This is a genomic window from Streptococcus handemini (assembly GCF_040984445.1).
GTDB classification, from domain to species: Bacteria; Bacillota; Bacilli; order Lactobacillales; family Streptococcaceae; genus Streptococcus; species Streptococcus handemini.
This window is the reverse complement of sequence record NZ_JBFRYH010000016.1, coordinates 23,710-36,996: the sequence shown is the minus strand read 5'-3', so window position 1 is coordinate 36,996 and position 13,287 is coordinate 23,710. Positions and strand designations below refer to the sequence as shown.

12 protein-coding genes and 2 pseudogenes are annotated in these 13,287 nt (G+C 41.4%); 2 read left to right on the top strand and 12 right to left on the bottom strand.

The features are described from left to right. Positions 1-584 precede the first annotated feature (584 nt). Positions 585-938 (top strand): hypothetical protein, encoded by a 354-nt coding sequence (locus tag ABPH35_RS03950; RefSeq protein WP_349988356.1) that lies wholly within the window; start codon positions 585-587, stop codon positions 936-938. 119 nt (positions 939-1,057) lie between these two features. Here ABPH35_RS03950 and ABPH35_RS03945 read toward each other — a convergent pair. Then, a pseudogene (locus ABPH35_RS03945) lies at positions 1,058-2,221 on the bottom strand (MFS transporter). 185 nt (positions 2,222-2,406) lie between these two features. Here ABPH35_RS03945 and ABPH35_RS03940 point away from each other — a divergent pair. Then, positions 2,407-3,555, top strand: coding sequence for a cobalamin-independent methionine synthase II family protein (locus ABPH35_RS03940; protein WP_368849607.1), 1,149 nt, complete (start codon positions 2,407-2,409; stop codon positions 3,553-3,555). Positions 3,556-3,615: 60 nt separating this feature from the next. Here ABPH35_RS03940 and ABPH35_RS03935 read toward each other — a convergent pair whose 3' ends face one another. From ABPH35_RS03935 to trxB, 11 genes and pseudogenes are all read right to left on the bottom strand, one after another. Then, positions 3,616-4,971, bottom strand: coding sequence for a sensor histidine kinase (locus tag ABPH35_RS03935; RefSeq protein WP_368849606.1), 1,356 nt, complete (start codon positions 4,969-4,971; stop codon positions 3,616-3,618). Next, positions 4,971-5,624, bottom strand: a complete 654-nt coding sequence (locus ABPH35_RS03930) for a response regulator transcription factor (protein ID WP_349988352.1) — start codon at positions 5,622-5,624, stop codon at positions 4,971-4,973. The genes ABPH35_RS03935 and ABPH35_RS03930 overlap by 1 nt, the downstream gene beginning before the upstream one ends. 192 nt (positions 5,625-5,816) lie before the next feature. Next, on the bottom strand, positions 5,817-6,440 hold the full coding sequence (locus ABPH35_RS03925; RefSeq protein ID WP_349988350.1) for an ABC transporter ATP-binding protein: 624 nt from the start codon (positions 6,438-6,440) through the stop codon (positions 5,817-5,819). Between the two features lie 10 nt (positions 6,441-6,450). Further along, complete coding sequence (locus ABPH35_RS03920) at positions 6,451-7,818, bottom strand: ABC transporter permease (RefSeq protein ID WP_349988349.1); 1,368 nt, start codon at positions 7,816-7,818, stop codon at positions 6,451-6,453. Between the two features lie 27 nt (positions 7,819-7,845). Beyond that, the gene (locus tag ABPH35_RS03915; RefSeq protein WP_349988348.1) at positions 7,846-9,114 is read right to left on the bottom strand and encodes an ABC transporter permease; all 1,269 of its coding nucleotides are present in this window, start codon (positions 9,112-9,114) and stop codon (positions 7,846-7,848) included. Between the two features lie 368 nt (positions 9,115-9,482). Next, on the bottom strand, positions 9,483-10,046 hold the full coding sequence (locus ABPH35_RS03910; protein WP_349988347.1) for a TMEM175 family protein: 564 nt from the start codon (positions 10,044-10,046) through the stop codon (positions 9,483-9,485). Positions 10,047-10,049: 3 nt separating this feature from the next. After that, positions 10,050-11,102, bottom strand: a complete 1,053-nt coding sequence (locus ABPH35_RS03905) for an MsnO8 family LLM class oxidoreductase (protein ID WP_368849605.1) — start codon at positions 11,100-11,102, stop codon at positions 10,050-10,052. A gap of 3 nt (positions 11,103-11,105) precedes the next feature. Then, on the bottom strand, positions 11,106-11,243 hold the full coding sequence (locus tag ABPH35_RS03900) for a hypothetical protein (RefSeq protein ID WP_349988345.1): 138 nt from the start codon (positions 11,241-11,243) through the stop codon (positions 11,106-11,108). After that, positions 11,240-11,896, bottom strand: a complete 657-nt coding sequence (locus ABPH35_RS03895; RefSeq protein WP_349988344.1) for a DsbA family oxidoreductase — start codon at positions 11,894-11,896, stop codon at positions 11,240-11,242. The genes ABPH35_RS03900 and ABPH35_RS03895 overlap by 4 nt, the downstream gene beginning before the upstream one ends. Before the next feature lie 16 nt (positions 11,897-11,912). Beyond that, positions 11,913-12,047 (bottom strand): annotated as a pseudogene (rpsN, locus tag ABPH35_RS03890) (type Z 30S ribosomal protein S14); the annotation flags it as partial. A 313-nt stretch (positions 12,048-12,360) separates the two neighbouring features. Next, a complete protein-coding gene (gene trxB, locus ABPH35_RS03885) occupies positions 12,361-13,281 on the bottom strand; it encodes a thioredoxin-disulfide reductase (RefSeq protein ID WP_368849604.1) in 921 nt (306 codons plus the stop codon). Positions 13,282-13,287 lie beyond the last annotated feature (6 nt).

Sequence of the window (13,287 nt, the reverse complement as noted above, 5' to 3'; positions counted from 1 at the left end):
AAATCTTTGATAATTGTTTGATATTCCATTGTAAGTGATGGGATTTAGCGATATACTGTAAGTGGCTCATTTGGACTAACCTCCTGTTTGTTTGGTCACTTACAGTATAGTCCTTTTGGGCTTTTTATTGTATTCTGAGAGTAACTAGCACCACGAGTACTTGTTGTTTGTAAGACTTACAAGAATCATTCTACAGGAAAAACCAATTCATTTTAAAATCGTTACATATCTGTAAGTTGGCTGATGGTTACCTTAAAGCCGATCTCTACCGTATCCTAAAAGAGAAAAAATTATTTTTATCTCTCTCCATTCTCTCTGCTTTATCACTACTATCTGCCTTTTTACTCAGCAGTAGCCCCTCAAAAGAGGATTCCTATAACCTAATTCAACTCTTGACACAGTTTCTTCCACTCTTTTTTCTTGCTCCGACAAATCTCCTATTTGGAGACGATTTCCATCATCGAACAATTAATAATCTCATTGTCAAAAAACAAAAACGAAATGCTATTTTTCTCTATAAAATCCTAACAAATCTTGTTATCAACCTACTATACATTCTTTTTGCCTACACTCTAGCAATTTTCATGCGTATTTTTCTAGGAGGTGAAGTTGATATCACAACCAGTTGGTCAATTTTTATACACCAACTCCCTCTTTACATCTGCATTATCCTACTTTCTTCCACTCTCTTTATCACCTTTAACAAAATCAATCAAGCCTATCTTTCCTTTATTCTCATCGTTCTCCTGTTTGATAATGTTCTTCATCTGATTACTGAAAATCTCCTCCATATCCCCCTTCCAAATAGTATCTTCCTCTTCCTAGCTTTACAAAATACAGATACAAATTGGAATACTAGCACGACCATCGCCTGCCTCTTTACAATTATCTACCTCGTAAGTAGCTATTACCTGTTCAAAAAGAAAGAATTGAAATAACTTCATAGGCCGGGCTTAAAAGTACATCATATAAAAAAGGGACAGCTGTCCCTTTTTTGAATGGCATTTTACATATGGAGTTTCTGAATTCTTTATATTTAGTCAGCGTCCTATTTTCATCACACAATCACATCTTCTTTTTCAATGAAGAAAATCGTGACCATCATACCAAGTGTCACAAGGAATAGACTGATAATCAGGGGGCCCCAAGAAGCTGCAATCGAATAGCTATAGCCTAAAGCGGCAGGCCCTACTGCAGCAATGAGGTATCCGCCTGTCTGTACCATACCAGATAAACGAGCTGTTGCCTGACTATTGCTGGTTTTTAGAGACAATGACAACATCATATAAGGAAATAGAGCACTAACGGATATGCCGAGCAACAGATGAATGATGAACCACATGACAAACGTTGTTGGTCTGAACAACATCAGGACAAGCCCCATTAAGGTTAGACAAGATAAACCAAGCATCATGGTTGCTCGTTGCTCTTTTTTCAGACGTGAGATAATTCCAGGAATCAGCATAGAAACAGGTATGCTCACTAAACTAAAAATCCCAGCTAAAAAGCCTGCTTGAGCCTGTTCTAGCCCTGCGGTTTGCGCCATCGTTGGTAACCAGGTCAACTCGGTGTAAAAGAGCATGGATTACAGACCACTAAAGACTAGAAAAATAATTGCATACTTGTTTTTCCAAAGCGATGAAGTTGTCACTGCTTCTTTTTGAGCAGCATGGTGATTCTGTCGCATATTCGGCAGCCAACTGATAAAGGCTAGACCGACAAGACCTGTCACCAATATGATAAAGAAAGACCATGACGTCGCTACCACAATGGGAACAGCCACCATTGATGCTACCGTAGACATAAGCCCCATCATGGTAATATATAAGGTGGTATATAGACCAATCTTATGTGGAAAACTGGCTGCAACGATACTGGGCAATAAGACATTGATCATGGCAATGGTTGCCCCTACTAGAATCGTTCCCAGATATAAGAAAGGAAGATTGACAACTCGTATAAGCGATCCGATTGCCATGACGAATAAGACTCCGCCCATCAACCGCTCCATGCCAAACTGATTAGCTAATTTAGGGGCGACAGAAGAGCAGAGCGCAAACATGAGAAGCGGAATAGAAGTAAGGATTCCCAACTCACTGACCGATACTCCCAAGCTACTTGCAATATCTGTTAAAATCGGAGGAATAGCTGTAATTGGCACGCGCATCACCGCCCCTAACATCACAATTCCTACCGTAATAAAGATTGATTGTTTCTTCATGTAAACCTTGTTTTTCTAGATTTCACTTTAGTCATTATATCATATTTCAAAGAAAGAAAATAGGCTAGAAGGGCATTCCGATAAGATATAGCTTTCGACTATAGCATTTCTTTCAAAATAACTATTTTCCATTTTCGCCTACTTTCGATAGAATAAAAACATCAACGAGAAATGGAGAAACGAACATGACAAGATCAAGATTTCAACTCGTAGGTTCCCTCCTACGTCCGGCCGATTTACGGGAATACAAGACTCAAATTGAGCACCGTGATGATATCAACTATCCTTTCTACCAAGATTTTCCAGGCTACCAAGAAACTGAAACGAAGGATATCAAAGCAATTATCGCTGAACAAAAGGAAAATGGCATTGATATTGTGACAGACGGTGAATATTCAAAATCAATGTGGCATCTTGACTTTATCTGGGGTTTTAAAGGCATTGAGCGCTATATCGCAGAGCATGGTTATACCTTTAAGGATCATGATGGTGGACATTTTGAAACTCGTAAGGATATCGGTATCCGCATTACGGAAGAATTATCTGGGAAAAACCACCATTTTATTGATATTTACAAATTGGTCCAAGCTGAAGCAGGAGACACAGCAACGAAACTAACCGTCTGGGGACCAGCTCACGCCTTTACTGAACTATCTGTCTTTGACCGCCTATATGGAGAAGGACAGGTGTACCCAACAGCAGAAGCATTACAAGCTGGACTTATCAAGTCCTACAAAGAATTTCTTGAAGATTACAAGGCTGCTGGTGGTAACATTATCCAATTCGATGACTGTCTCTGGGAATTATTTGATGAGAACAACCCAGCTAGCTTCTTTGCTGATGGCAATGCTGCCCTGTCTGATTTAGCAGATTCCTTTGTCGCACTCAATAATGAGGTAGTCGATTTCGCTCATGAACTTGGCTTGACAGTTTGGACTCACAACTGCCGTGGCAACTACGAAAGCCGTCATGCAGCTGGTGGTACCTATGAAGCTATCGCTCAGAAATTCCTCCGCGACCAACACTATGACCGCTTCTTCCTTGAGTGGGATGACGAGCGTGCTGGAGATTTAACAGCACTTGAAAGCCTCAAAGATTCCAAAGCCGAAATCGTCTTAGGCCTCCTCTCTAGTAAGACAAACACCCTCGATGATGAAGAACGGGTCTACCAATTACTCGAGCAAGCTAGTCAAATCATTCCAAAAGAACGCCTCTACCTTTCTCATCAATGTGGCTTTGCCTCATGTGATTCTGGAAATGAATTGTCCGCTGCTGAACAATGGGCTAAAATCAAGCAAGGCCAAGCAATTGCAAAAACATTCTGGGCGAACTAAAATATACTACTATACGAAAAGCATAGAAATATATCTGTTTCTATGCTTTTATGCTATTCTCTAAAAGAAAATACTAAACCGCATCCACCTTTCATCAATGGCTTCAAAACGGTAGGTCAGCTGATGCTGTTCTAAAATCTGTTGCACAATAAAGAGACCTAGTCCTGTTCCACCGTCCTTGCGGCTACGACTGTAATCAGGTCGATAAAAGGGTTGGAAAATCTGTTTGATTTGCTCCTCGCTTAAGATTTTTTCTGCCTCATTTTCAATGACCAGCTGGTGGTCATCTACTGATAGTAAAATCTCGCCACCAGCTTTTGTATAATGAAAGGCATTATCTACAATATTCTTGATTGCCTTGAGTAAATACGTTTGATTTCCTTCTATCTCTACTTTCGAAATCCTTGTTATAAATCGATAACCTTGTACAGTAGCCAAGGTCTGGTAAAATTCAACCTGCTCATCCAAGACATCGGACAAGGAAAAGATACTGATTTGTTCTTCTACATCCTGCATTTCTAGCTTAGAAATCGCTAGAATGGATTGAACAAGCTGGGACTGCTCTTCCAACATTTCTCGGCATTTTTTGAGGTACTTATCCCGATCCTTAAAATCGCCAATGCCATAAATCATGCCGTCAACAATACCAAGCATGCCGGCAATTGGTGTCTTCAGTTCATGGGAGGTCATCCGTAAAAATTCTGCCTTGCTGCGCTCACTTTCTGCGACCTTCTCGTTTTCTAGCCGCAAGGCTTCCATATTGCGCAAGAGACTTTCATAGAGTGTATTGACATCCTGCGCTAAGTCAGCAATTTCATCGTTCCCATTAACCTGGCAAAGAACATCTGGAGATAGACCCACCATCTTTCGGGTTGTCGCAGAAATCTGCTTGAGCCGTTTGGTCGAAATCCGACTATAAATAAAAGAAAGACCAATTCCTAGACACAGAGAAAAAAGCAATAAATAAGGTGATAATTCAAACAGGACCTGACTGGCATCTGAAACTGGTTGTAAGGAATACTCGCCTTCTAGGGTATAGGATTGACCTTCCGAATCTATGATGGTTTCTTTCAACTGAGCACGTTCACTATCTGAAGCGATAAAGGGGCTAACTTGAACTGCTATCCCTTCATCTAGCGCCTCTACCTTTGGATAGTAGAGTCTCCCAGTAGCATCGGATAGGGCATACCACATGCGCAAGTTTTTTTTATCGTAATAGGTTAGAAGGGCCTCTATTTCCTCTTGAGACTTTCCCTGAATGCTTGTAGAAACATGGGTAAATTCCCGTGTCACTTCTGCAGTCTTGACCGACTGATAATACACTGGCATGACAAAGTACAAAGTCGTCAGTAAAGTCGTTACGACAATAAAGACCATACCACTTACTAAAAGAAAGTGTTTTTGGGCAATTTTCACTAGTCATCTCTCCCCAACTGATACCCCATACCGGTGATCGTCACCAACGGAATACCTGGTATTTTCTTGCGAATATTCTTGATGTGGTTATCTAAAACCCGCGTATCTAATTCGCTATAGCCCCAGATAACATCCATCAGTTGCTCTCTCGTCACAAGGTGGTACTTACGTTTGGCAAGGGTTTCAATCAGCTCATACTCTGTCTTTGTCGGAGACATTTTTTCCCCTTTCCAATAGACGGTACAGTCTTCTAAGGATACGCGTAAGTCATCGATGATAATTTCAGAATAGGTGACGGAACTGCGTAAAACATTTTCAATCCGCTTCATCAGAATCAAAGGTGAAAAGGGCTTAGTCACGTAATCACTGATTAAATGATTGAAGCTAACGAGCTGTGTGTATTCATCATCGAGAGCCGTTAACATCATCACTGGAATCTGAGATGTTTTCCGAATTTCTTTCAAAACATCTAGACCACTGATAGTTGGCAACATAATGTCTAGAAGGATCAAATCAAAGCTGTCTTGTGCAAAATAATCCAGAGCTTCTCTGCCATCTACTGCCGCCTTTACTTGATAACCATGTTCTTTTAAAAATTCACAAATGACTTGATTGATGGTTGCATCGTCTTCAACCACTAAAATTTTGGACATATTTGTTCTCCTTTTCCTACTCTGATTGCTATTGTTGAAAAAAAGTTCCCTCTTTATTATACACTAGTTTCAAGAAACTTTCTGTTCGTGAATCAAAAAACAGATAAAGTACAGATGATCTTTTTTAATATTCATTACACAAGAATACTGGCTGAATTACTTCCTACATTCAGCCAGTTTTTTAAACTTTTATCAGCGAAACTGACCATTGCGCAAGGTCAACTGCACATCTGCCATATTAGCCAAGGCTTTACTATGGGTCACCATAATAACACATTTTTTCTCTTCGTGGGCAATCATTTTTAGATGTTCTACAATATCGATTGCAATATCTTCATCCAAATTACCAGTTGGTTCATCTAGTAGCATGACATTGGCACCTGAAACTAGGGAACGTGCAATGGCCACCCGCTGTTGCTGCCCACCTGATAACTGTAGGATATTCCGATCAATCTGCTCTTGGGATAAGCCCAGATGGAGCAAGACCTGAGGATCAGCTTTTTTATTCACCAAGCGAATATTTTCCAAAGGCGTGAGATAGTCCAGCAAGTTGTAATTTTGAAAAACCAAGGATACATGGTTTCTGCGATAGGCTTGATAGCCGATTTCCCTGATATCTTGACCATCTAGCAAGACCTGACCTGAGGTTGGCTTATCTAGACCTGCTAAAAGAGACAATAAGGTGGTCTTTCCAGTCCCTGAATGACCGACAATAGAATAAAAAGTCCCTTCTTCAAATTGGTAATTTAAGTTTTGAAAGACGGATTGCTGACTAATACTTGCATAGGTATAAGATAAATCTTTGATTGTTAACATACGCTTCTCCTTATGAAATCTTCGTTAAAATATCTTTTGGCTTGTAGGTCATCAACGGTATGCTTGCGATGAGAATACCGACTACAATTAAGCCAGCGCATATAATCAGCATCTGAGACAGTTCTGCTGGTGTGAATTGCACTTGGAAATGCTTGACTGTTTGCATAATCAAGTCCGTCTGACTATCTGCACCAAGGGTATAACCCCCCAGCTGTTTCAGAATATCACCTCGTACCGTTTTCGCAACAGAGTCCACAGTTTGATTAGCAAACGATTGCCCCATCCCTTGCCCTAAAAGACTGGCAACCGCAAAAGCCGGAAGGGCTAAGAGAATGTTTTCAAGGATGTGCTGGGCCATAATATCCCATTTTGAACGACCAAGTGCTAATAGCACACCCGATTCACGTAAGCGGCTTTGGCTATTAAAAATCAAGAGCAAGATGAGTACGATTGCACTTGTGATGATTGTCCCAATTAAGAGCCGTTTGACCGTCTTTTGCAAGAGGACAATACTCCGATTATAGGATTTTAGAGCAGGATTTTGCTCGGTTAATTGATAATTTTGCCAGTCCACTGTATCAACTGTCTGCTTAATGTTTGCAATGAAAGCCTTGGTATCCACAGATTTTTTCAAGGTATAGGTCACTTCACTATAAAGAGTTTTCCCTGTTTCAAAACCAAACAATTCACTGGCTAATGTCGTATCTGATAAGAGGGTATTGGAGACTAATTCATCACTATAGTTAGGCCTATTGAATGTTTTTCCTTTGAAAATCCCAATGATTTCTGCTTGAATCGGCGTCTTATCTGTCCCAATATAGCGAATCGGGTCACGACCAAGTGTCAACTGATCTCCCACTTTTAAACGGTTATGCTTGGCAAAATCTTCATGGACAATCACCTTATGCTGATCTCCTGCGGTGATATGCCGACCACTGACAAGACTGAGCATGCCGGTTGTAAAACGGTTATCTTTCTCACTGGTCGAAATCCCCTCGACATTGACAACTGTTTCAAGATTCCCAGGACGATAATCCCCTTCGCTTGTCCCAATGGGAACAGGTTGGGCATTTTCTAAACTAGCAAAGGATGAAACAGATGGGACAAAGCTTTCCACATCTGGATGATGGCCAATTTCTTGAATCGCTTTTTCAGATAATTCTCCTGATCCATACCCATCTCCAACAAAAATGTTACTAGCTGATAGGGTAACTGTTTGGGCAATATTGTTTTTTTCAATCACCTTTCCTGACATCGATTTGGATAGGGCCATGACTGCCACTAAAAAACTGGCAACTGTGGCAAATAGGAAAAAGGTAACCAGATTTCTGACTGTTTTTCGTCGTAAATAATACAGTGCTCTCGTAATAAATGACATGATTTCTCCTTTATGTCTTGATGTTACTTAGGACATCATTGTAAATATTTTTTTTGGTGAATAATGAAGCAATGACAAACAAGAAACAAGTACCGCTCCCTCAGACAAGCCTAATACACTGCCAATAATGAGCAGAATATCAAGAGGTGCAAGATGGACAGGATGAGACAGTAGGTCTTTTACATAGTGATGGTTCGCCAAGAAAACAGCCGGTAACCATTCGCCGTTGTCCGCATTTTCATAACTCGTTTTCAGCATATCGTTTAGCAAGACTTCTCTTAATTGAGGTAGGAAGAAGCTTGCTACCACTAATCCAATCACTAGGGTGATACTTGCAAGAATCAACACTTCCAGTACATATTGGAGCAAAATTTCCATGCGACTTTTCCCCAGTGATTGTAAAATTCCAATCTCCAATTGCCGACCTTTCATCCACAGATGAAGGAAAAAAAGTAGAACGAGATGACAGAGTACAATGGTGCCCCATAGGACCCACTTGAAAAGATGTTGTTGACTATTCAAGGTCTTTAAAAGCGTTTGAACACTAGAATTTTGTGTTAATTGATACTCTTTTAATTCTGAGTTTGCTTGCAGGTAAGCTCGAGCTTGAGCCATATTGGCATCATTTTTAGCATAATAGATACTGGTATGGTAGCTATACTGAGGATTCAATTGCGCAAGAGTCTTTCTTGTCGTCAAAATAGTATGTTCTAGTGTATCGCTTTCCCTATTCGCAAAAGGAGATCGATTGGTCTTAAATATACCCGCAATTCGTAACGTGGACTTTTGACCAGTTGTGGATTGGATTGACAGTGCATCTCCTACAGCAAGATGATAGCGGTCGGCAAGATTGCGACTAATGAGAGCCTCGTCACTGCTCTTTTCATTCAAAAAAGTTCCTGCTTCCAGTACCAATTCCTTGTCGACCAACTGACTTTTTTCAAAGAAATCTTGATTGACTAAACTATAAACTCTTGTTTTTTCAGATTCATTCTCTCCAATCATCACTTCTTCTGAAATCAAATGATACGCTGTCAGATGATTTTCAGACACAACTTCTTCAAAATAAGTTCGGCTAGCAGGATTCACTTGTGCAGCTGGTACATCCCTCAATCTTGTCACAAGAGATTGGTGCAGTTGACTATCTGATAAACACTTGCTATCTTGAGTTAGGGCTGCGTTTAGGCTGATTAACAGACCTAAGGCAATGCTACTAAACAAGAGAAAGGCGGTTAAGATAGTCGTTTTAACCAGATGACGTTTGAGATACAAGATCGCACGAGTAAAGGAATTCATAGCCTCTCCTTTCTGATTCAAGAATTCAAATTGGTTTCCATTCTTACATATACTAATGAAACGGACAAAGCAACTAGAGATATAGCTGCCTAAACTTCGTGAAATTAGCTGACTATAGCTGCTCTATGTCCAGTTTCTATCCTAGTCTCAGTATAGCAAACGCCTATCTTCTTTCTCTATCGGTCACCTATTTTTTCTCTACGTTTTGATTGCTTCTACCCCCTCCTTCTCTTTTTCTGACCCATTCCGATAGATTTTCAGAAAATCTAGAAGTATCAAATCTTTTTATTTTTGCATGAAAAAAACAGACCTCAACTATAGAAGTCCGTCTTATATGATAACATATAGCAAGTATACTATGGTTAAAACTAGTTCCGATTACTCAAAAAGCCATAGATGACATTGACAATCATGAGTAAGGGTGCAAAAGGGATAAAGGAAGGAATCAAATAGCCCACGAGCAAAATGATCAATAATTGGACAGCGTAGAGCTTCGCCCAGCGGTAGGGGATTCGTTTATCATCCAAGGAAAGCTGTCTGGAAGTTGATTTCAGCAAGACAGTAGTCATAATGACCCAAGCGACATCCCAGAGTCCTAAGATAAGGATATAAAAAGACAAGGCCGCAAAGCTATCTGAGTATTGACCGACAGCTCTCGTTGCTAAAGGGACGAAGCTGGCCGCTAGGAGCCAGATACTATTTGCGACAAAGACACGAAAGGTCATCTGATCCAATAGTTGAAACAACTCGTGATAGTACAGCCAAACGGTCATAATCTGTAAGAAACTGGCGATATAAACAAAGACCATGGGAAGGATTCCCACAAAGCCAGCTATTGTTAGTTCTTGTGGTAATTGCAATTCTAGCGCCATAATGGTGACAATAATAGCCAATATGGCGTCTGAGAATGCTTCAAGCCGTTTTTTGTCCATTGGTTATTCCTCACTAGTATGTTTCTTCAACGCTTCAGCTAGCAATGCATACGATTTCGCTTGAGCAGCTTGATCATAAATGAAACTATTAGCCATAATCTCATCTATTTGGACACGGTTTTGTAACTCAGCGATTTGACGAGCCACGGTATCTGAACTTCCAACCAAGGTGACAGCTGACATTTGTTGTACAATCGCTTTTTCTCTCCGAATGAGGGAATCCTTTGTAAAAGCTACTGGTCCAAAGTGAGGAACTTTTTCCGCAGCGACATAATGTCTCCAAACATCATCCTCACTTGCCTTAGGAGGCTGTAACCCTTGCTGGGCATTGGTCACAATACTTAGGAAAGTCTGAGTCTGAGTTGTCGCCAAGACCTTTGCTTCCTCATCTGTTTCTGCAACAACTGCATTTAAGGCTAAGATAACATAGGGTTTCTCTAGGTATTCAGAAGGTTTAAATTCCCGTCTGTAAATCCGAATCGCCTCTTCCATGGCTCCTGGTGCAAAATGCGCCGCAAAAACATACGGCCGTCCCAATTTAGCAGCCAAATGGGCAGAATCCGTACTTGACCCTAAGATATAGAATGGCACATCCAGTCCTGCAGCTGGGTAGGCATGAACAGGTGAAGTATTTTTAAAATAAGATTCTAATTCTGCCAAGTCCGTTTCAAAATCAGGATTGAGATTGTCAGAGCGCCGTAAAGCACGTGCTGTCTGCATATCTGTTCCCGGTGCTCGTCCCAACCCCAAATCAATCCGCTTTGGATACAGGGTTTCCAGCGTTCCATATTGCTCCGCCACCAGATAAGGACTGTGGTTCGGAAGCATAACCCCTCCTGAACCAACTCGGATGGTAGTAGTTTGCGACAATGTATGCTGGATCAGTAGCTGCGTCGCACTACTAGCGATGGTCTTGCTGTTGTGATGTTCGGCAACCCAATACCGCTTATAGCCAAAACTTTCTAACTGTTGAGCCAACTCAACCATATCCTGTATTGCTTCATGGAAATCCTGACCTGACCGCAAAGGTACCAAATTTAAGGCTGATAATTCCATCCTTTATTCCTTTCTTTCATCAAAATCATCTGCATTTTCCTTCTGTAAACCTGTATCGATCACGCACCCATCAATTCCACAGACAAGCGAAGTTCCATTTTCACTCTCAGATCCAAAAAAGTCCATTTTTAATTCTTTCATTTTTTATGGTTCCCTTCTTCTGCTTGAACTTGCTTGAGGGCTGCAAGCATGTATTCGTATGATTGTGCACCTGAGATTCCGTACTTATTGTTTAAGACAAAGAATGGCGCCCCTTGAACTCCAGCTTGCTGAGCTTCTAGGATGTCTTGCTTGACAGCGGTACCAAAGTCCGTGCCTTCAAGTAAAGCTGACACTTCTCCTTGCGGTAGACCCACTTCCTTAGCTACTTCCAGTAAAACTACTGTATCAGCAATTGAGGCATGCTTTTCAAAATAGAGTTGATAGAGCTTCGTGATAAGATACTGATGCGTCTTTTTATCCAAGCGACTTTCTGCCCATTTAATGAGTCGGTGAGCTGAAAGGGTATTTGTCGGGATGGCTCCTGCTACATCTAGCTTGAGACCTTCTTCGGCTCCCATTTCTGCCATGTGCTGAAACTGGCTTTTTGCCTGTTCCTCGGTCATACCATGGCTAGTCGAAAACTGCGTTAACATGGTTTCATCGGTTTCTAAAGGTGCATGAGGATTGAGTTGGTAAGCCTTCATTTTCAAATCATGAGGATCCAAACCAACTTCCTCCATCGCACGTTTCATACGGCTTGCGCCAATATAGCAAAAGGGACAAGCAATATCTGACCAATAACTAATTTCCATAAGGTTTCCTTTCTGTTTACCACGATGCCTTTTTGATTCCTGAAACAAGACCTGTATAGGCAAGGTTTCTCAGGCAAATCCGACACAATTTAAGTCTTCGATAGACCAAGCGAGATCTGCCACACTCTAGGCAGCTACTATATTCTTGAACGAGATGTCTCTTTTTTTCTTTTGTTTGAGGGCTTGTCGTGCCATTTCCATATTCCACCTTTGTCACTAAATGACCTTGCTCAAAGATTAATAGGCTCGTCATAGAGGAATTGAGATCGTATAGAGACATCAACCTTAGCACTTGAAACAAATCCGCCTGATACACAGAGGCAAGCCCTTCTCCTTTGCTAAAGCGAGAAATACTCCTTGCTTGACTGAGGCAATGCTGCACTGATTGACAGAAACAAGGAGGGCTAGAGAGCCGATTTCCTCTAAAAGATCCTGCAGTTCTAAGCTCGACGTGATTATTTCCATCATCGATTTTCAATAAATTCTAAACTGTCCAAAGCCGCAACCGCTCCACTTGCTGCTGCAGTAACGGCTTGTTGGTACTTGGAATCTTGAACATCACCAGCCGCAAAAATACCTGGCACCGAAGTCTTAGAAGTCCCTGGCTGCGTTCGAATATACCCCTTGTCATCCAAGTCTAGCTTGTCCCCTAAGAAGTCGGTGTTAGGGTGATGACCAATCGCTACAAAAAGACCGTCTGCCTTGAGGTGCTTGATTTCGCCAGACTCATTGTCCTGAACATCTAACCCCGTCATTCCCATCATGTCTGAGTGAACCTTGATGGGAGTCGCATTCAGTATCCAGTTAATCTTTTCATTGTTTTTAGCGCGTTGCGCCATGATGTCCGAAGCGCGCAACTCATTTCTACGGTGAACAACCGTGACTTTAGAAGCAAAGCGGGTCAAAAAGATCGCTTCTTCCATGGCAACGTCTCCACCACCAACGACAATAATTTCACGTTCCTTGTAAAAGAAGGCATCACAAGTCGCACAAGCACTGACACCTCTCCCAATCGCTTCTGCCTCCCCTTCAATTCCTAGGTAATTCGCACTTGAGCCTGTGGCAATAATAACAGCCTTGGTTTCCAGCATTTCTCCAGAATCAAGATACACTGTAAAAGGGGAGCTTTCTCCTTCGATTTTCTCAACGAGACCAAACGTCATCTCTGTGCCAAACGAAACTGCTTGCTGGCGCATATTTTTGACCAATTCATTCCCGTCAATTCCCTTTTCAAATCCTGGGTAATTCTCAACAAGCGTCGTCGTTGTTAGTTGACCACCTTCCGAATAGCCTGTAATCAACCGATTTTTGAGACCAGCTCGGCTAAGATAGATACCTGCTGTATAGCCCGCAGGTCCTGAACCAATAATAATCACATCGTACATTTCTTT